Here is an 18063-nt window from a genome sequence, read left to right on the forward strand (position 1 = left end):
CTCACTTCACCAGGATCGCCTTGCTGTCGGTGTCGGTGACGCTGCCGTCCGCGGCGGACACGAGGTACACGCTGATCTGCCACGGCCCCGGGCTGAGTGTGAGCTGGAACGAGTACGCCGAGAACGTCTGCCCCTGCTTGGTGCTGGTGTAGCTCTTCCTCACCTCGCGGGTCTTCAGGTTCGTCGCCTGGTAGTTCACCGTCGCCTCGAACGCCGCCGCGACACCCTGCACCGTGACCGTGGGTGCCAGCGCCTGGTCCTGGGAGGGTGAGTCGATCCAGACCAGCGCCTGCACGTCGGCCGCCTGCGCCCGGTTCAACGGCTGGGTGGCGTCGATCTGACCGAACAACTGCGGCACGGCGCGGCCGTTCTGCGTGACCCGGATCGGGGTCTGGTCGTCCTTCAGCGCGCCCTGGACGGTGTAGACCAGCTGCTGCGCCGCGACCCGGGCGACCTCCTCGTCCAGCATCGCGTTCGGCAACTGCTTGAAGTCGACCGTCACCTCGTCGTCGTCCCGGGTCACCGTGTTCACCGCGGCCCCGCGCCAGACCGAGTAGTAGTCCGGGTCGTTCGGGTTCTTCGTGGTCATGATCCGGACCGCCTGCTCCGCCGGGTGGCCGCTCACCTTCGACCAGGTGCGGTACAGCCGCGCGGAGGTCTTCTTCTGCGCACCCACCTGGGTGCCGAGCCAGTAGACCGGGACCACCATGTCGCGCACCGATGCCTCCGGTACGCCGCGGGTCCTGGTGGGCATCGGGGAGGCCGTGAGGACCGACGGGGCCTGGGCCTCCGGGAGCGCGGAGGTGGTGCCGTGGCCTGCGACCGCGGTGCCGTCGTTGGCGGTGGTGTCGGTGTTGGTGAAGACGGTGAAAGCGCCGATCGCCGCGGCGGTGGCGACCGCGGCGACGCCGGCGGTCAGGAACCAGGGGCGGTGGGCGGACAGGTGCTGGGCGTGCGCGCGGCTGCGGATCTCCGGCAGTGCGTCGGCCGGCTCGATCCGGTCCGCCTCCTCGTGGAGCGCCCGCCGGATCAGCTCGTCGAACGGGTCGTGAGAGTTGTGGTTCATACGTTCTGCTCCAGGAGCTGGCGCAGCGACTTGGTCGCGCGGGCGGCGTGGCTCTTCACGGAGCCCCGGCTGATGCCCATCGTGTCGGCGATCTCCGCCTCCGACAGGTCACCGTAGTACCGCAGCACCATCACGGTGCGTTGCTTCTCCGGCAGGGTGCGCATCGCTTCGATGACCCGGTCGGTCTCCTCGGTCCGCAGTACCGCCTGCTCGGCGCTCGGTTCGTCGGGCAGCGACTTCGGGGTGTGCTTGTCCACCACGACGAGGTGGCGCTGGCGGGACCGGCAGCGGTTCACCACCGCTGTTCGCAGGTACGCGAGTGCTTTGTGGGGATCGCGCAGCCGGTTCCAGCGGCCGTGCATCGCGACGAACGCGTCCTGCACGATCTCCTCGGCCGTGCCGGTGTCGCGCAGCAGTAGTGCGCCGAGGCGGACGAGCGAGGTGTAATGCGCGGTGTAGACAGCCGTCAGCGCCTCGTCGGCATTCCACGAGGACTCATGTGTCACGCACTCTTCGTACACCACGGCCGGTTGTGCCACGAAAAGACGACGCCAAGAGTCCGTCCCAGGTTGACAACAGCATGGCCTGATCTGATGGGAACCTGAGGAAATGCAGCAGCGCGGCGACAGTACGTGGTCGCTCCGTCACGAAATCACCTACGCCGGACGGCTGTCGGGTGGGGTGTCCCGGGGAATTACACGTGAGGGTGCCGGACCGGACGGCTAGCATGGAGGTTCCATCACCAGTACTCAGGAGGAAGAGCCTGTCCAGGCCACGCAGTATCGAACCGGAGACGCGCCAGAACGGCCCAGTGTCAGGCGCAGTCGCCGGCGCGCAGGCGTCGCACAAGATCGTCGTGCCGAACAGCATCGACATGGTGGCCCTGCTCGGAGCCCGGGACGAGTTCCTCCGCATCGTCGAGAAGGAGTTCGCCGCCGACATCATGGTCCGCGGCAACGAGATCACGCTCAACGGTGAGCCGGCCGAGCTGGCCCTGGCCGAGCGGCTGATCGACGAGCTGATCGCGGTGATCCGGACCGGTCACGGGCTGACCGGCGACTCGGTCGAGCGCAGCATCGCGATGATCAAGCAGGCGACGGCCGAGAGCCCGGCCGACGTGCTGACACAGAACATCCTGTCCAGCCGCGGCCGCACGATCCGGCCGAAGACGCTGAACCAGAAGCGGTACGTCGACGCCATCGACAAGAACACGATCGTGTTCGGCATCGGCCCGGCCGGTACCGGCAAGACCTACCTGGCGGTCGCCAAGGCGGTCCAGGCCCTGCAGGCCAAGGAGGTCACCCGGATCATCCTGACCCGGCCGGCCGTCGAGGCCGGCGAGCGACTCGGCTTCCTGCCCGGCACCCTGTCGGAGAAGATCGACCCGTACCTGCGGCCGCTGTACGACGCCCTGCACGACATGCTCGACCCGGAGTCCATCCCGCGCCTGATGACCGCCGGCACGATCGAGATCGCCCCGCTGGCCTATATGCGGGGCCGAGCGCAGCCGTACGACGCGAAGGTGCTGACGCCGAACGGGTACCGGCCGATCGGCTCTCTGGAGATCGGCGACCTCGTCGTCGGTTCGAACGGTCTACCGACACCGGTGCTCGGCGTGTACCCACGCGGCGTACGGGACGTGTACCGGGTGACAACCCAGGACGGTGCGTCCACCATCTGCTGTGGTGAGCACTTGTGGACCGTACGAACGCCCGAAGACAAGCGTGACGGCATGCACCGCACGATCGAGACCAGCGAGATGATCGGTCGCCTCCGGCGCGGGCAGGTCCGCCGCTTCGAACTCCCGATGGTCGAGCCGGTCGAATTCGAACCGCAGGACGTCCCGCTTGATCCGTATGCACTCGGGCTGCTGCTGGGCGAGGGCTGCATCACCACCGCGACGACCCCCTCCTTCACGACGGCCGACCCCGAGCTCGCGGACGCTCTCGAGGCGGCTCTGGACGGCATCGAGCTGCGGCACAAGAGCCGCTACGACTACGTTCTGCGGCACGTCGACGGAAGTCGTGGCGGGCTGCGTGTCGCCAATCCGGTCACCGTCGCGTTGCGGGGACTCGGTCTCGCCGGCACCAAGTCGGCCACGAAGTTCGTTCCCGAGGTCTACCGCGAGAACTCGGCGTGGATCCGGCTGCGGGTGCTCCAAGGCCTGCTGGATACCGACGGCGGTCCGGTGACGCAGACCGGCCGCACCTGCCGGGTGCAGTACAGCACCACCTCACCTCGGCTGCGGGACGACGTGATCTTCCTGGTGCAGTCCCTCGGAGGTGTCGCGTATGTGCGCCCGGGCCGCGCCAACGGGCGCGACGTCGGCCATCGCTCCGACGCCTACGTCCTGGATATCCGGCTGCCTGAGGGGCTGTCGCCGTTCCGCCTGGCCCGCAAGCAAGCGAAGTACGACGCGACGGGCGGAGGCCGGCCGATGCGATTCATCGAAAGCATCGAACACCTCGGTCAGCAGGACACGCTGTGCATCCAGGTCGCTGCGGAAGACTCGCTCTATGTGACGGACGACTTCCTGGTCACCCACAACACCCTGAACGATGCCTACATCATTCTGGACGAGGCGCAGAACACCTCGCCGGAGCAGATGAAGATGTTCCTCACCCGGCTCGGGTTCGGGTCGAAGATGGTCGTCACGGGTGACATCACCCAGGTGGACCTGCCGACCGGGACGAATTCGGGGCTGCGGGTGGTGCAGGGAATTCTCGAAGGGGTGCAGGATCTGGCATTCTGCCGGTTGACATCGCACGACGTGGTCCGTCACAAGCTGGTCGGCCGGATCGTGTCGGCGTACGAAAACTACGAAGGCAGTGCTGATTCCCACCGATGAACGTCGAGGTCAACAACGAGTCCGGCGTGGAGATCGACGCGCACGGACTGATGCGGCTCAGCCGGTTCGTGATGTCGTCGCTGCGCCTGCACCCGGAGTGTGAGCTGTCGATCAAGCTGGTCGACGAGGACACCATGGCGCGGTATCACGTCGAGTTCCTGGACCTGCCCGGTCCGACCGACGTGATGTCGTGGCCGATGGACGAGCTGCGGCCGGGATCCGACGCCGACGCGGACGACGACCTGCCGCTCGGGCACCTGGGCGACATCGCCCTGTGCCCGACGGTGGCCGCCGCCCAGGGCGCGAAGGCCGGCCACGGTACCTGGGCCGAGCTGGAGCTGCTCACCGTGCACGGCATCCTGCACCTGCTCGGCTACGACCACGCGGAACCCGCCGAGAAGGCGGAGATGTGGGACGTCCAGGGCCGCCTGCTGGAAGCATGGCGCGCACCTGGAAACCGACTAGAGGCGTGATGTTCCGATGACGTCCCACGACCTTGTTCTGCTGGTTGTGGCTGCGGTGCTCGTGCTGCTCGCCGGGTTGCTCGCCGGTGCGGAGGCGGCGCTGTCGTCGTACTCGAAGGTGCGGGCGAACGAGCAGGTCGAGCAGGGCAACCTGCGCGCGGTCCGGCTGCGCGACCTGCTCTCCGACGCCCCGCGATACCTGAACTCGCTGCTGCTGCTCCGGCTGATCTGCGAGATCACCGCGATCGTGCTGGTCACCCAGGCGCTGTCCGGGGTGCTGGCGGTGACCTGGACGCACATCCTGATCACCTCGGTGGTGATGGTGCTGGTGTCGTACGTGATCATCGGCGTCGCGCCGCGGACGCTCGGCCGGCAGCACTCGGACCGGTTCGCGATCCTGTCCGCCGGTCCGGTGATGGCGCTGACCCGGATCCTCGGCCCGCTGCCGAAGCTGCTGATCCTGATCGGCAACGCGCTGACTCCCGGCAAGGGGTACGCCGAAGGCCCGTTCGCGACCGAGGCCGAGCTGCGCGCGCTGGTCGACTACGCGGAGAAGTCCGCGGTGATCGAGTCCGGCGAGCGGCAGATGATCCACTCGGTGTTCGAGCTCGGCGACACCATCGTCCGCGAGGTGATGGTGCCGCGGACCGACATGGTCTACATCGAGAAGCACAAGAAGCTCCGCCAGCTCACGTCGCTGGCGCTGCGCTCCGGCTTCTCCCGGATCCCGGTGATCGGCGAGTCCCTGGACGACATCGTCGGTGTCGTCTATCTGAAGGACGTGATGCGCCGGGTGTACGACAACGCCCAGTCCGAGTCGACCGAGCGGGTCGAGTCGGTGATGCGGCCGTGCATGTACGTCCCGGACTCCAAGCCGGTCGACGAGCTGCTCCGCGAGATGCAGGCGGCCCGGATGCATCTGGCGATCGTCGTCGACGAGTACGGCGGTACGGCGGGACTCGTGGCGATCGAGGACATCCTGGAGGAGATCGTCGGCGAGATCACCGACGAGTACGACGAGGACCCGGACTCCGTGCAGCAGCTGTCCGACGGCGCGTACCGGGTCTCCAGCCGGCTGCCGATCGACGAGCTCGGCGAGCTGTTCGGCGTACCGCTGGACGACGACGACGTGGACACCGTCGGCGGCCTGATGGCGAAACTGCTCGGCAAGGTGCCGATCCCCGGCGCCGAGGTCGGGATCGCCGGCCTGTCGCTGACGGCGGAGCGGCCGTCCGGCCGCCGGAACCAGGTAGGTACGGTTCTGGTACGACGCGAGGATCCCACTCCCGCGCCCCACGACCAGAACCACCAGCACGCCTAGGAGAGCACCTTTGTCTGACCTGTCCGCCGAGGACGCCAAACTCGTCACGCTCGCCCGTGCCGCCCGTGCCCGTACGCGCGCCACCGAAGGAGCCGCCGTGCGTGACTCCGACGGGCGGACGTACGCCGCCTGCACGGTGGCACTCGACACCGTCGAGCTGACCGCGTTGCAGCTCGCGGTCGCGATGGCGCTCGCGTCCGGGGTGAAGGGTCTGGAGGCCGCCGCGGTGGTTACCGAGGACGGTGCCGAGGACGGAGCCGTGGACGTGAACGTCGTACGGCACTTCGCCGGCGCCAACATTCCCGTAGTACTTGCCCTGGGCACCGGAGAGGTCCGCGATGTCGTCCACACCTGAGAACTTCAAGTCCGGTTTCGCCTGTTTCGTCGGCCGGCCGAACGCCGGCAAGTCCACGCTCACCAACGCGCTGGTCGGCCAGAAGATCGTGATCACCTCGTCGAAGCCGCAGACGACCAGGCACGCCGTCCGCGGCATCGTGCACCGGCCGGACGCGCAGCTGATCCTGGTGGACACACCCGGTCTGCACAAGCCGCGCACGCTGCTCGGCGAGCGGCTGAACGACGTCGTCAAGACCACCTGGGCCGAGGTCGACGTGATCGCGGTCTGCCTGCCGGCCAGTGACAAGATCGGTCCCGGCGACCGCTTCCTGGTGAGCGAGGTCGCGAAGGTCGCCAAGACCCCGAAGGTCGCGCTGGCCACCAAGGCCGACCTGGTCTCGCCGGACCGGATGGTCGAGCATCTCGCCGAGATCGCCGCGCTGGGGGAGTCCGCCGGGATCGAGTGGGCCTCGGTCGTCCCGGTCTCCGCGACGTCCGGCTACCAGGTCGACGTGGTCGCCGACGAGCTGGTGAAGCTGCTGCCGGCCGGCTTCCCGCTGTACCCGGACGGCGACATCACCGACGAGCCCGAGGAGACGCTGGTCGCCGAGCTGATCCGCGAGGCCGCGCTGGAGGGCGTCCGGGACGAGCTGCCGCACTCGATCGCGGTCACCATCGACGAGATGAACCTGCGCGAGGACCGGCCGGCCGACAAGCCGCTGCTGGACATCTACGCGAACATCTTCCTCGAGCGGGAGAGCCAGAAGGGCATCGTGATCGGCCACAAGGGCGCCCGTCTGCGCGAGGTCGGCGCGGCGGCCCGGCAGCAGATCGAGGCCCTGCTCGGTACGCCGGTGTACCTCGACCTGCACGTCAAGATCGCCAAAAACTGGCAGACAGACGCCAAGAACCTGCGCAAACTGGGATTCTGATGATCCTGCAGAATCCCGTGTACGCCGCCCTGACCGGGCCGCACGCGTCCTTCGCCGAGGTCCGCGGGAACGCCCGCCGCTACCCGGAGGCGGTCGCGCCGTTCCTCGGGCTGCCCGGCGAGCCGACCGAGGCCGACTGGGCGGATGCCGCCGAACTGCTCGGCCCCGACGGCGTCGGGGCGCTGATGCGGCCCGAGTTCGAGGTCCCGGACAGCATCAAACTGGACCAGGTGTTCGACCTGGTGCAGTTCACCGCCCCGGCGGACCTGCCCGCCGCGGACCCGGAGGCGGTGGTTCTCGGCGCCGACGACGTACCGGAGATGCTGGGGCTGATCGCGCTCACCGATCCCGGCCCGTTCCGGAGCCGCACGATCGAGCTCGGGACGTACCTCGGGATCCGCCGCGACGGCGAGCTGGTCGCGATGGCCGGCACCCGGTTCAGCCTTCCGCAGTACGTCGAGATCAGCGCGGTCTGCACGCACCCGTCGGCCCGCGGCCAGGGCCTCGCGACCCGGCTGGTCCGGGCGGTCGCCGCGACCATCACGGCGACCGCCCGGGCCCCGTTCCTGCACACCGGCGGTACGAACACCACCGCGCAACGGCTCTACACCTCGCTCGGCTTCACGATCAGCAACCGCATGAAGGTCTCGATCGTCAAGGCCGTCTAGAGCGACTTCTGGTAGTTCAGGAAGCGGGCGACGATGCGGTAGTTCAGGGCCTCGTTGATCCCGATCATGTGGCCGTTGGACTCGGCGTTCCAGGTGTCGATCTGGGTCAGCGCCGCCTCCTCGTCGCGCAGCCAGAGCAGCATCGCTGACTTGAGCAGCGCGCCCAGGCGATGGCCGCGGTGGTCCCGGGAGACCGCCGTGTCGTGCTGCTCGCCGATGTACGGGCGCTCCCGCTCGACCGCGACGACCGTGTGGCCGGCCAGGTCGCCGGTGTCCTTCCGGCGGGCGATCACCCGGTAGACGGTGCGCTCGCTCTTCGCTTGCGCCTCCTCGTACGCCCGCAGCCGCTCCGGGCTGTAGACGTCGTCCTCCATGTCGAGGTCGTCCTTCGGCGCGTCGTTGATCGACTCGGTCACCGCGACCATGCCGTCGAGCATGTCCGCCGGCAGCGGCCCGGTGACCTTCAGCAGCTCGTACGCCGACGCGGCCGCCAGCGACTCGTCGTACGTCCGCTGGACGAGGCCCCAGTCGAGGCCGGCCAGGTCCTGGCGGCGGTTCACCTCGATCGCCTTCTGCTCGTACCCGTGCCGCTGGGCGAACGCCTCCGCCTTGGGCAGGTCGAGTCCGCCGAAGCCCGTCAGGGTGCGGCCGAGGTCCCGCGTCACCTGCTCGCCGTACTCGATCAGCGCGGACCCGATCCCGCGGCCCCGGTGGTCGGGGTGGACCTTGACGTCGATCCAGGTCAGGTTGGTGTTCTCGTACTGCGGGACGTCGACCGTCAGCACGCCGACGGCCGTGTCGCCCTCGCGGGCCAGGTAGGCCTGCGGGGGCTCCAGGTCCCAGCCGTACCGCAGCATGTTCGCGAAGGTCCGCGGGGTGTGCTGGACGACCTCCGGGCAGTCCAGCTTCCAGCCGGCCGAGTCGACGGCGACGGCCTCCGCGCATCCGACCTCGTCGTCGGGGGACAGCTTGATGATCTTCACGCCCACAGGGTCCACCGCGGGGCGCGGTTACCGCACCTGGTTTATCCGAGGTCGAGAAGCTCCGCACTCAGCTTCCACAGCCGCGCGGCGGCGGTCCGAAGGTCGTCGGTATCGGCGGTCACGTGTCCCTGAACCGCACCGGCGAGGAGCTCCTGGTGCGCGCCCTCCCGCCGGTCATCCACCTGCGCGCCACCGACGAGCGCGCCGCGACGTTCCGCTGGCTGCTCGACAGGTCGTTGCGCGAGGCATCGACCTCTGCGCCCGGCGCGCGGCTGGCCGCCGACGGCCTCGCCCACCTGCTCTTCGCCGAACGCTTCCGCTCCGTTGCCGGCGTCCCTGGCGTACTCGCTGGGTTACACCTCCGGCAGTGCGTTCAGCAATGCGTTCAAGCGCGTCGACGGCATGGCCCCGCGCCGCTACCGCTAGGTTGCTCGGGCGACCCGCTTCGCCGACGATCCGGACGAAGTGGTTACGGCGTAGGCATGCCGTAGGCGTGGTCGACGGTCATCGAGAACATCAACCGTTTGTCCTGCACCATCACCGCCCGGTACTCGTCCCAGTCCGGGTGCTCGCCGGACGCGGTCCGGTAGTAGTCGACCAGGTCCTCGACCACCGCGTCGTGCGGATCCGCGGCGACCGGGCTGAGTTCCGCCTTTCCCTCCAAAACGAGGTACGAGCGTCCCCGCGGTCCGTCGACGTACAAGCTGGCGCGCGGATCCCGCCGGAGGTTCTTCGTCTTGGCACGGCCGTCGGTGAGCGAGATCCGCACGCGGGTGCCGTCGAACACATAGGTGATGTTGGACAGCTGCGGCCGGCCGTCGCGCTTGATCGTCACCAGGACGCCGAGGCCATGCGTACCGACCCGGTCGAGAAGAGTTTCCGTCATACCGCAACCTTAGGAATTCAAGCGCTCTTGAACGCAAGCAGGACCTCCGCGAGCGACGGGTTCGGGGGCCCGTCACTCTCCGTGTCTCGCCGATCGAGACCCCAGGTTCGACGTGCTGGGGGTGTTGTGCATAAACTCGCAAGCATCATGCGGCACCAGCTTCTCCTCCTTCGCTGCCGCGGCGAGGCCTGTTAAGGCCGGTTCCCTCGCCGCGGAGTTTCGTCGTACGCCGGTCGTCCAGCACGACACCCGTACTTCCGAGGAGAACCGCCGTGGCACCGAAGAACCAGCCTGAGCCTGTCCAGCAGCCGTCCGGTATGCCGATCCACCGCTACCGCCCGTTCCCGCCGATCGACCTGCCGGACCGCACCTGGCCGGCCAAGTCCGTCGACCGCACCCCGCGCTGGCTGTCCACCGACCTCCGCGACGGCAACCAGGCGCTGGTGGAGCCGATGTCGCCGGCCCGCAAGCGGCGGATGTTCGACCTGCTCGTGAAGATGGGCTACAAGGAGATCGAGGTCGGTTTCCCGAGCGCCAGCCAGTACGACTTCGACTTCGTCCGGAGCCTGATCGAGGACGACGTGATCCCGGACGACGTGACGATCTCGGTGCTGACCCAGGCCCGCGAGGAGCTGATCGAGCGCACCGTCCAGTCGCTGCAGGGCTCGCCGAAGGCCACCATCCATCTGTACAACGCGACCGCGCCGCTGTTCCGCCGGGTCGTCTTCAACGTCGACAAGGCCGAGTGCCGCACCATCGCCGTCCGCGGGACCGAGACCGTGATGAAGTACGCCGACCAGATCCTCGGCGACTGCGAGTTCGGGTACCAGTACAGCCCGGAGATCTTCACCGGCACCGAGCTGGAGTTCGCGCTCGAGGTGTGCGAGGCGGTCAGTGACGTCTGGCAGCCCGCCGAGGGCCGCGAGATCATCCTGAACCTGCCGGCCACCGTCGAGATGTGCACCCCGAACGTGTACGCCGACCAGATCGAGTGGTTCGGCCGGAACCTGACCCGCAGGGAGCACAGCACGATCAGCCTGCACCCGCACAACGACCGCGGTACGGCGGTGGCCGCGACCGAGCTGGCGCTGATGGCCGGCGCCGACCGGGTCGAGGGATGCCTGTTCGGCCACGGCGAGCGGACCGGCAACGTCGACCTGGTGACGCTGGGGATGAACCTGTTCAGCCAGGGCATCGACCCGCAGATCGACTTCTCCGACATCGACGAGATCCGCCGTACGGTCGAGTACTGCACGCAGATGCGCGTCCCGGAGCGGCAGCCGTACGCCGGTGACCTGGTCTACACGGCCTTCTCCGGGTCCCACCAGGACGCGATCAAGAAGGGCCTGGAGGCGCTCGACAAGCAGGCCGCGGCCGAGGGCAGGCCGGTCGGCGAGATCACCTGGGAGGCGCCGTACCTGCCGATCGACCCGAAGGACGTCGGCCGCAGCTACGAGGCCGTCATCCGGGTCAACTCGCAGTCCGGCAAGGGCGGCGTCGCGTACATCATGAAGTCGGAGCACCGGCTCGACCTGCCGCGCCGGCTGCAGATCGAGTTCAGCCGGGTGATCCAGCAGCACACCGACACCGAGGGCGGCGAGGTCGGCCCGCAGGTGATGTGGGACATCTTCGCGGCCGAGTACCTGGCGCCCGGCAAGCTGTCGCTGCTGACCGTCAACTCGACGTCCGGCGAAGGCCACGGCGACCAGCTCCGGGTTCAGGTCTATGCCGACGGCGTGCCGCACGAGCTGGTCGGCGAGGGCAACGGCCCGGTGTCCGCGTTCGTGGACGCGCTGCAGCCGCTGAAGTACGACGTCCGGGTGCTGGACTACCACGAGCACGCGCTCTCGGCCGGCGGTGACGCGCTGGCCGCGGCGTACGTCGAGTGTGAGGTCGGCGACGAGGTTTTCTGGGGCGTCGGCCGGGACGCCAACATTCTCACGGCGTCGCTGAAGGCCGTCGTCTCGGCTGTCAACCGCGCCACGCGCTGACCGCTCCGGCGGTTTCCGGCGGTTTCCAGTCGGTTTCCAGTCGGTTCCAGGCACCGAATGCCCGTCCCCGTGTCGGGGGCGGGCATTTCCTGTACTCCCCGGTACCGTTTCGTCACGGACCGCAACGTTGTCTCAACGTTGCCTCAAGTCGTTGACTCGGTGACTGAGGTTGCGCACACTGTCGTCACTATGCGCAGATCCTTGCAAGACAGTGTTACTAAGTCCTGCGAATGACCTGGATCTGCGCCACCGACTTTCCCTGGTAGTCGCGTGGAGGTGAGCAGTGAGTGGTGCGGTCGACACGTCCGCGGCGGAACTGATCGAAGGTCCCGCCGTCGAACCGAGACCTTCGGCCGTACGGCGGTTCGTCAACGCCTGGCTGGTGCGGAGACTGTTCAAGGCGGTGCTGACGGTCTTCATCGTCACGACCGGGACGTTCTTCCTGGTCCGATTGTTGCCCGGTAACCCGGTCGACACCTATATCCAGACGCAGATCGCGCAGACCGGTATCTCGTACGAGGCGGCCGCGGCGCAGGCGAAGAACCTGTTCTCGCTGGACCCGAACGAGCCGTTGATCGCGCAGTACTTCCACTACATGGTCAACATGCTGCACGGCGACTTCGGCAACTCGCTGCTGTCCCCGGGCACCACGGTCGCCTCGGTGATCAAGACCTACCTGCCGTGGACGCTGTTCTCGGTCGGCGTGGCGACGGTGTTCAGCTTCGCCATCGGCATCGTGGCCGGGATGATCATGGCGTACCGGCGGGAGACCTGGGTCGACCACCTGCTGACGTCGATCGGCTCCGTGCTGCACGCGATCCCGAACTACATCCTGGCGATCCTGATCGTGGTCTTCCTCGGCGTGAAGCTGCAGGTCTTCGACCTGACCCAGGCCCGCGGCTCGTACACGCCGGGCGTCACACCCTCGTTCAGCCTCAGCTTCCTGAACGACATCTTCTACCACGCGATGCTGCCGATCCTGGCCTACGCGCTGACCACGGTCGGCTCCTGGGCGCTGGTGATGAAGTCGTCGACCGTGGAGACCCTCGGCGAGGACTACGTGACCGTGGCCCGGGCGCGCGGCCTGACGGACTCCCGGATCCGGTCCGGGTACGTCGGGCGGAACGCCGTACTGCCGCTGTTCAGCCAGCTCGCGGTGTCGCTCGGCTTCGTGGTCGGCGGCTCGATCTTCGTGGAGAAGATCTTCGGCTACCAGGGCATCGGGTTCAGTCTGTTCAACGCCGTCAACGGCCGGGACTACGCCGTACTGCAGGGGATCTTCCTGGTCGTGACGATCTCGGTGGTGGCGGCCAACCTGCTGGCCGACCTGCTGTACAGCCGGATGGATCCGCGGATCCGGGTCCAGGGCAAGGGGTGACGAGATGACCGAAGCAACCATCCCCGTCACGTCGATCGGTACGACGGGTGTCTCCCGGTTCGCCGGCATCCTGAGGTCGATGCGCCGCAGCCCGGCCGGGTTCATCGGGTTCGTGATCGTCGCGCTGATGGTGCTGATCACCGCGATCGTGCCGTTCGTCCTCCCGGACGTCTCGCCGAACGTCAAGGAGATCCTGCTCCCGGCCGGGTCGTCCGGGCACCTGCTCGGCACCGACAACGAGGGCAAGGACGTCCTGATCCAGATGATCGGCGGCGGCCGGACGGTGATCTTCGTCGGCTTCTTCGCGGCCGCGATCTCGACCGTACTGGCGATCGTCCTCGGCTCGCTCGCGGCGTACCTCGGTGGCTGGGTCGACTCGGTCGTGGTCACGCTGGCCGACGTCTTCCTCACGGTCCCGCAGATTGTCCTGCTCGCGGTCCTGGGCGCGTTCTTCAAGCTCGACTCGCCGCTCCTGCTCGCGCTGCTGGTCGGCGGCCTCTCCTGGCCGGTGCTGACCCGGGCCGTCCGGGCCCAGGTGTTCTCGCTGAAGGAGCGCGAGTTCGTCGAGGCGGCCCGGCTGCTCGACCTCGGCACCGCCCGGGTGGTGTTCGTCGAGATCCTGCCGAACATGGCCAGCTTCATCCTGATGAACTTCATGATCGGCGTGACCAACGCGATCTACCAGCTGGTCGGCCTGTACCTGCTCGGTCTCGCCCCGCTGACCGGCTCGAACTGGGGCATCATGCTCAACCGCGCCTGGATTGCCGGCGCGATCTTCAACGACGCGAGTCTGGCCTGGATCCTGAGCCCGATCATCGCGATCGTCCTGCTGCTGGTCGGATTGGTGATGATGACGAGATCCCTCGAAGAGATCCTCAACCCGCGGCTCCGGGACCGGTGATCGCCATGGCCAGCAACATGACTACTTCGAGCACTCGTGCGAAACGCGGCGGCGAAGGCAAGCCGCTGCTCTCGGTCCGCGACTTCAAGGTCGAGTACCGGACCGGTGCCGGTGCGACCGTCCAGGCGGTCCGCGGCGTGGACCTCGACCTCTACCCGGGCGAAAGCCTCGCACTGGTGGGGGAGAGCGGCTGCGGCAAGACGACGTTCGGGCTCGGCCTGCTGCGGTTGCTGCCGCGGCTCGGGCACGCCAGCGGCAAGGTGATGTTCAACCGCGGCGACGGTACCGAGATCGACGTCCTCGGGCTGGACGGCCGGGACCTGCGGCAGTTCCGCTGGCGGGACGCGGCGATGGTGTTCCAGGGCGCGATGAACGCGTTCAACCCGGTACTGAAGATCCGCGCGCACATGCACGACACGATGCGTGCACACACCAGGGCCTCCAAGCAGGAGATCGAGGACCGGGCCGGCGAGCTGCTCCGGCTGGTCCGCCTCGAGCCGTCGCGGGTGATGGACAGCTACCCGCACGAGCTGTCCGGCGGTATGCGCCAGCGGGTCCTGATCGCGATGAGCCTGCTGCTCGAACCCGAGGTACTGATCCTGGACGAGCCGACCACCGCGCTCGACATCCTCACCCAGCGGTCCGTCGTCGACGTACTGCACGAGGTCCGCGACCGGCTCGGGTTCTCGATGATCTTCATCTCGCACGACCTGTCGCTGGCCGCCGAGCTCGCGGACCGGGTGGCCACCATGTACGCCGGACGCATCATCGAGACCGGTGGTGTCCGGGACATGTTCTACCGTCCGCGGCACCCGTACACGCTCGGCCTGATCAGGGCGGTCCCGCCGATCGTCGGCGACCTGCCGGACATGGAGTCGATCCCCGGCGGCCCGCCGAGCCTGGCGTCGCTGCCCGCGGGCTGTACCTTCGCGCCGCGCTGCAAGTACGCGACCGAGGAGTGCAACGAGACGGATCCGCCGCTGATCCCGATCACCGACGAGCCCGGCGACGCGCACGAGGCGGCCTGCATCCACGCAAAGGACGTCCACCTCGAGCGCCCGGTACCGAACGAGAACCTGGGAACCGCATCATGAGCGCACTGGAGAAGTCCCCGCAGGAAGCGGCGCCGCTGATGACGCTTGGCGGGGTCAGTCAGGTGTTCGACACCAAGGCCGGGCCGATCCGGGCGGTCGACGGCATCGATCTGTCGATCAACCCCGGCGAGGTGCTCTGCCTGGTCGGCGAGAGCGGTTCCGGCAAGACGACGGCGGCCCGGATGGCGGCCGGTCTGGCCCGGCCGAGCAGCGGGCAGGTCGCGTTCGACGGCACCGACATCTGGTCGATGAAGCGCGGCGACTTCACCACCTTCCGGCGCAGCGTGCAGTACGTGCACCAGGACCCGTACGCCTCGCTGAACCCGACGCGGACGATCCAGCAGACCATCACCGCGCCGCTGCTCAAGCACGGCATCGTGAAGAACAAGAAGGAAGCCGCCGAGAAGGCCACCGAACTGCTCACCCAGGTCGATCTGACACCGGCCGAGAACTACCTGCCGAAGTTCCCGCACCAGCTGTCCGGTGGGCAGCGGCAACGGGTCGCGGTCGCCCGGGCGCTGACGTTGGACCCGAAGCTGATCATCGCCGACGAGTCCACCTCGATGCTGGACGTGTCGATCCGGATCAGCGTGCTCGCGATGCTCGGCCGGCTGCGCGACGACCTCGGCGTCGGCTTCCTGTTCATCACCCACGACCTGGCGATCGCGAAGTACTTCGGCTGGCGCGGCAAGACCGCGGTGATGTACCTGGGCCGGATCGTCGAGTTCGGGCCGACGCCGAAGATCATCAACGCGCCCACGCACCCGTACACCCGGGCGCTGATCGACGCGATCCCGGAGCCGGACCCGGACCTGACCAAGACCAAGGGCCGGCAATCCCTGCGCAGCCTGGAGATCCCGAGCCTGGCGAACCTGCCGTCGGGCTGCTCGTTCCATCCGCGCTGCCCGCAGTTCGAGGACGGGCTGTGCGACGGGAAGGTCCCGGCGCTCGTCCAGATCCGGTCCGGTCAGTCGGCCGCGTGTCACGTGGTCGCGCGGGACGGCGTACCGGATGAGCCGGGGAGCCGATGACACCTCAGATCGGCCGGGCGGCGCTCGGCTGGGCAGCGTTCCTGGTGCTGGCCAGCGTGGTCCTGCTGCTCACCCTGACGCCGGGCACCCCGGAGTTCGTCGTCACCTTGTTCACCTTGTGTTTGGGCCTGCTACTGGGCCTGGTGGTCGTCGTCGGGGTGGTCATCACCCGGCGCCGGGAAAAACGCGAGGACGGTAGTCAACCCCACCAGTAGTACCTGACCCACATGGGCGTGTGGTCAGCTCAGAAAGGACGAAGGATGAGTCCCACCGGCACCATCGATTCCGGCGATTCCGGCACCAACGGGACGGGCGCGAACGCCCGGACCAACGCCATCTCCCGCCGCAACGTGCTCCAGCTGTTCGGCATCGCCGGTGTCGGCGTGGCCGGCATCGGGTCACTGGAGGCGTGCTCCCCGAGCAAACCGAACGCCAGCGGAGGTGGCGGCAGCAACGCCAGCAAGGAGTTCCACGGCGCGTACCCGTACCAGTTGCCACCCAAGGGTCACTTCAACTTGGTGAAGGGGGTTACCGACGGCATCCAGGTGGACAGCCCGTACCTCGATCTCGTCTATCCGAGCGGTGGTATGTACTACTGGGCGGACAAGAAGTGGGAATGGATGATGGCCGAGTCCGGCACGCTGGACGAGGCGACCAAGACCTACACGATGAAGCTCCGCTCCGGCCTGACCTGGAGCGACGGCAAGCCGGTGACCTCGAAGGACGTCGTGTCGACGTTCAACCTGCACTGGCTGATGCGTCAGCAGTCGTGGACGTTCCTGTCCGACGTCAGCGCCAAGGACGACACCACGGTGACGTTCACCATCGGTACGCCGTCCACCGTGCTGGAGCGCTACATCCTGCGCGCGCCGATCATGCCGGACTCGGTGTACGGCGAGTGGGCGACCAAGGCCGAGACGATGCGGAAGGCCAAGACCAGCCTGGACAGCGCCGCGGGCAAGCAGCTCAACGGCGACTTCCAGAAGTTCCGCCCGCAGAACCCGGTCGTGTCGGGTCCGTTCAACTTCGACGTGAAGAACATGACCAATGCCCAGATGGCGCTGGTCAAGAACGACAAGGGCCTGTTCGCCGACAAGATCACCTTCACCAAGGTCGTTCTGTACAACGGCGAGACGTCCGACATCACGCCGGTCGTGCTGAACAAGGACGTCGACTACGCCACCCACGGTTTCGCGGTGGCCACCGAGAAGACCCTGCAGTCCAGCGGCTTCCGGATCCTCCGGCCGCCGGTGTACTCGGGTCCGGCGCTGGTGTTCAACTACACCGCACACCCGGAGCTGGCGGACGCCCGCGTCCGGCAGGCGATCGCCTACATCCTGGACCGCAACGAGAATGGCACCGTCGCGCTCGGCGACTCCGGCAAGCCGTGCAAGTTCATGGCCGGGTTCTCCGACATCTCGGTCCCGGACTGGATCTCCGACGCCGACCAGAAGAAGCTGCAGGCGTACGAGAAGGACGAGGCCAAGGCCACGTCGCTGCTGCAGGCAGCCGGCTGGAAGAAGAACGGCGGCAAGTGGACGCTTCCGAACGGTAAGCCGGCCGCCTACGACATCAAGTTCCCGACCGAGTTCGCGGACTGGAACCCGGCCGCCACCAACGCGGCCGACCAGCTGAACAAGTTCGGGTTCAACATCACCAAGCGGGGCATCACCTTCACCCAGCTGAGTCCCGACGTACTGGCAGGCAAGTTCGACTTCGCGATCCAGAGCTGGGGCGCGTCGAGCCACCCGCACCCGTACTTCTCGTTCGTCCAGGACCTGTACACGTTCAACTACGTGATCGCGGCGAACTCCGGCGGCAAGGGAATGAACTTCCCGCTCAAGCAGACCACCTCGGCCGGTCCGATCGACCTGCAGTCCGTGGTGGACAAGTCCGCCCAAGGGCTGGACCTCGAGGCGCAGAAGAAGAACGTCACCGCCGCGGCGGTCGCCTTCAACGAGCTGCTGCCGATCATCCCGCTCTGGGAGCGCTACGGGAACAACCCGGCGCTCGAGGGCAAGCGGGTGGCGAAGTTCCCGGCCGACGACGACCCGATCCTGAAGAACGCGCCGTACGCGGACAACTTCGTGATCATGTACATGTACCAGGGCAAGGTCGCGCCGGTTTAACCAGTGGCGTTCTGACCCATTTGTTTGGTTGGGTC

General features: G+C 67.7%; 16 protein-coding genes and 4 pseudogenes. 16 read left to right on the forward strand and 4 right to left on the reverse strand.

The window, feature by feature from the left end; all coding sequences use genetic code 11:
* Position 1 precedes the first annotated feature (1 nt).
* Together JOF29_RS37225 and JOF29_RS37230 are read right to left on the reverse strand one after the other, a co-directional pair.
* Positions 2–1066, reverse strand: coding sequence for a Gmad2 immunoglobulin-like domain-containing protein (locus JOF29_RS37225; RefSeq protein WP_209699023.1), 1065 nt, complete (start codon positions 1064–1066; stop codon positions 2–4).
* Positions 1063–1572 carry a SigE family RNA polymerase sigma factor gene (locus JOF29_RS37230; protein WP_307863885.1) on the reverse strand — a complete coding sequence of 170 codons (510 nt, stop codon included), beginning with the start codon at positions 1570–1572 and terminating at the stop codon, positions 1063–1065. Before JOF29_RS37230 ends, JOF29_RS37225 begins: the two co-directional genes overlap by 4 nt.
* A 368-nt stretch (positions 1573–1940) precedes the next feature.
* Between JOF29_RS37230 and JOF29_RS44080 the strand changes: the two are divergent.
* The 8 genes and pseudogenes from JOF29_RS44080 to JOF29_RS37260 form a co-directional block, all read left to right on the forward strand.
* Positions 1941–2567, forward strand: a pseudogene (locus JOF29_RS44080) (PhoH family protein); the annotation flags it as partial.
* 306 nt (positions 2568–2873) lie between these two features.
* Positions 2874–3380 (forward strand): annotated as a pseudogene (locus tag JOF29_RS44085) (LAGLIDADG family homing endonuclease); the annotation flags it as partial.
* A 234-nt stretch (positions 3381–3614) separates the two neighbouring features.
* A pseudogene (locus JOF29_RS44090) lies at positions 3615–3914 on the forward strand (PhoH family protein); the annotation flags it as partial.
* The gene (ybeY, locus tag JOF29_RS37240; RefSeq protein ID WP_209699024.1) at positions 3911–4387 is read left to right on the forward strand and encodes an rRNA maturation RNase YbeY; all 477 of its coding nucleotides are present in this window, start codon (positions 3911–3913) and stop codon (positions 4385–4387) included. The pseudogene JOF29_RS44090 and the gene ybeY, both read left to right, overlap by 4 nt.
* Before the next feature lie 7 nt (positions 4388–4394).
* On the forward strand, positions 4395–5699 hold the full coding sequence (locus JOF29_RS37245) for a hemolysin family protein (RefSeq protein ID WP_209699025.1): 1305 nt from the start codon (positions 4395–4397) through the stop codon (positions 5697–5699).
* A gap of 10 nt (positions 5700–5709) precedes the next feature.
* A complete protein-coding gene (locus JOF29_RS37250) occupies positions 5710–6054 on the forward strand; it encodes a cytidine deaminase-like protein (RefSeq protein WP_209699026.1) in 345 nt (114 codons plus the stop codon).
* Positions 6038–6967 carry a GTPase Era gene (era, locus tag JOF29_RS37255; protein WP_209699027.1) on the forward strand — a complete coding sequence of 310 codons (930 nt, stop codon included), beginning with the start codon at positions 6038–6040 and terminating at the stop codon, positions 6965–6967. Before JOF29_RS37250 ends, era begins: the two co-directional genes overlap by 17 nt.
* Positions 6967–7635: a GNAT family N-acetyltransferase gene (locus JOF29_RS37260; protein WP_209699028.1), complete on the forward strand. Its 669-nt coding sequence runs from the start codon at positions 6967–6969 to the stop codon at positions 7633–7635. Before era ends, JOF29_RS37260 begins: the two co-directional genes overlap by 1 nt.
* Here JOF29_RS37260 and JOF29_RS37265 read toward each other — a convergent pair.
* Positions 7632–8618, reverse strand: a complete 987-nt coding sequence (locus JOF29_RS37265; protein WP_307863886.1) for a GNAT family N-acetyltransferase — start codon at positions 8616–8618, stop codon at positions 7632–7634. The genes JOF29_RS37260 and JOF29_RS37265 overlap by 4 nt on opposite strands.
* A gap of 65 nt (positions 8619–8683) precedes the next feature.
* Between JOF29_RS37265 and JOF29_RS46215 the strand changes: the two are divergent.
* Positions 8684–9109: pseudogene (locus JOF29_RS46215) on the forward strand (cupin domain-containing protein); the annotation flags it as partial.
* On the opposite strand, the gene JOF29_RS37275 reads toward JOF29_RS46215, so the two are convergent.
* Positions 9088–9504 (reverse strand): PPOX class F420-dependent oxidoreductase, encoded by a 417-nt coding sequence (locus JOF29_RS37275; RefSeq protein ID WP_209699029.1) that lies wholly within the window; start codon positions 9502–9504, stop codon positions 9088–9090. The pseudogene JOF29_RS46215 and the gene JOF29_RS37275 sit on opposite strands and share 22 nt — an antisense overlap.
* Before the next feature lie 317 nt (positions 9505–9821).
* Between JOF29_RS37275 and leuA the strand changes: the two genes are divergently transcribed.
* The 7 genes from leuA to JOF29_RS37310 all read left to right on the forward strand — a co-directional run bounded on the left by leuA (position 9822) and on the right by JOF29_RS37310 (position 18028).
* Complete coding sequence (gene leuA, locus JOF29_RS37280; protein ID WP_209700209.1) at positions 9822–11495, forward strand: 2-isopropylmalate synthase; 1674 nt, start codon at positions 9822–9824, stop codon at positions 11493–11495.
* A 283-nt stretch (positions 11496–11778) separates the two neighbouring features.
* Entirely contained in the window at positions 11779–12873 is a 1095-nt protein-coding gene (locus tag JOF29_RS37285; protein WP_307863887.1) for an ABC transporter permease, read from the forward strand.
* Between the two features lie 4 nt (positions 12874–12877).
* On the forward strand, positions 12878–13774 hold the full coding sequence (locus JOF29_RS37290) for an ABC transporter permease (RefSeq protein ID WP_209699030.1): 897 nt from the start codon (positions 12878–12880) through the stop codon (positions 13772–13774).
* A gap of 17 nt (positions 13775–13791) precedes the next feature.
* Positions 13792–14868, forward strand: coding sequence for an ABC transporter ATP-binding protein (locus tag JOF29_RS37295; RefSeq protein WP_245359828.1), 1077 nt, complete (start codon positions 13792–13794; stop codon positions 14866–14868).
* Positions 14865–15899, forward strand: a complete 1035-nt coding sequence (locus JOF29_RS37300; protein WP_209699032.1) for an ABC transporter ATP-binding protein — start codon at positions 14865–14867, stop codon at positions 15897–15899. Before JOF29_RS37295 ends, JOF29_RS37300 begins: the two co-directional genes overlap by 4 nt.
* Positions 15896–16114, forward strand: a complete 219-nt coding sequence (locus tag JOF29_RS37305) for a hypothetical protein (protein WP_209699033.1) — start codon at positions 15896–15898, stop codon at positions 16112–16114. The genes JOF29_RS37300 and JOF29_RS37305 overlap by 4 nt, the downstream gene beginning before the upstream one ends.
* Positions 16115–16159: 45 nt before the next feature.
* Positions 16160–18028 carry an ABC transporter substrate-binding protein gene (locus JOF29_RS37310; protein ID WP_209699034.1) on the forward strand — a complete coding sequence of 623 codons (1869 nt, stop codon included), beginning with the start codon at positions 16160–16162 and terminating at the stop codon, positions 18026–18028.
* The last annotated feature ends 35 nt before the right edge of the window (positions 18029–18063 follow it).

Source organism: Kribbella aluminosa (genome assembly GCF_017876295.1).
Classification (GTDB): Bacteria; Actinomycetota; Actinomycetes; order Propionibacteriales; family Kribbellaceae; genus Kribbella; species Kribbella aluminosa.

Bases quoted from the DNA above. Each gene is read 5' to 3' on its own strand.
- ybeY (WP_209699024.1), top strand. From the start codon at position 3,911: ATGAACGTCGAGGTCAACAACGAGTCCGGCGTGGAGATCGACGCGCAC.
- leuA (WP_209700209.1), top strand. From the start codon at position 9,822: ATGCCGATCCACCGCTACCGCCCGTTCCCGCCGATCGACCTGCCGGAC.
- JOF29_RS37305 (WP_209699033.1), top strand. From the start codon at position 15,896: ATGACACCTCAGATCGGCCGGGCGGCGCTCGGCTGGGCAGCGTTCCTG.
- JOF29_RS37295 (WP_245359828.1), top strand. From the start codon at position 13,792: ATGACTACTTCGAGCACTCGTGCGAAACGCGGCGGCGAAGGCAAGCCG.
- JOF29_RS37260 (WP_209699028.1), top strand. From the start codon at position 6,967: ATGATCCTGCAGAATCCCGTGTACGCCGCCCTGACCGGGCCGCACGCG.
- JOF29_RS37225 (WP_209699023.1), bottom strand. From the start codon at position 1,066: ATGAACCACAACTCTCACGACCCGTTCGACGAGCTGATCCGGCGGGCG.
- JOF29_RS37310 (WP_209699034.1), top strand. From the start codon at position 16,160: ATGAGTCCCACCGGCACCATCGATTCCGGCGATTCCGGCACCAACGGG.
- JOF29_RS37275 (WP_209699029.1), bottom strand. From the start codon at position 9,504: ATGACGGAAACTCTTCTCGACCGGGTCGGTACGCATGGCCTCGGCGTC.
- JOF29_RS37300 (WP_209699032.1), top strand. From the start codon at position 14,865: ATGAGCGCACTGGAGAAGTCCCCGCAGGAAGCGGCGCCGCTGATGACG.
- era (WP_209699027.1), top strand. From the start codon at position 6,038: ATGTCGTCCACACCTGAGAACTTCAAGTCCGGTTTCGCCTGTTTCGTC.
- JOF29_RS37245 (WP_209699025.1), top strand. From the start codon at position 4,395: ATGACGTCCCACGACCTTGTTCTGCTGGTTGTGGCTGCGGTGCTCGTG.
- JOF29_RS37290 (WP_209699030.1), top strand. From the start codon at position 12,878: ATGACCGAAGCAACCATCCCCGTCACGTCGATCGGTACGACGGGTGTC.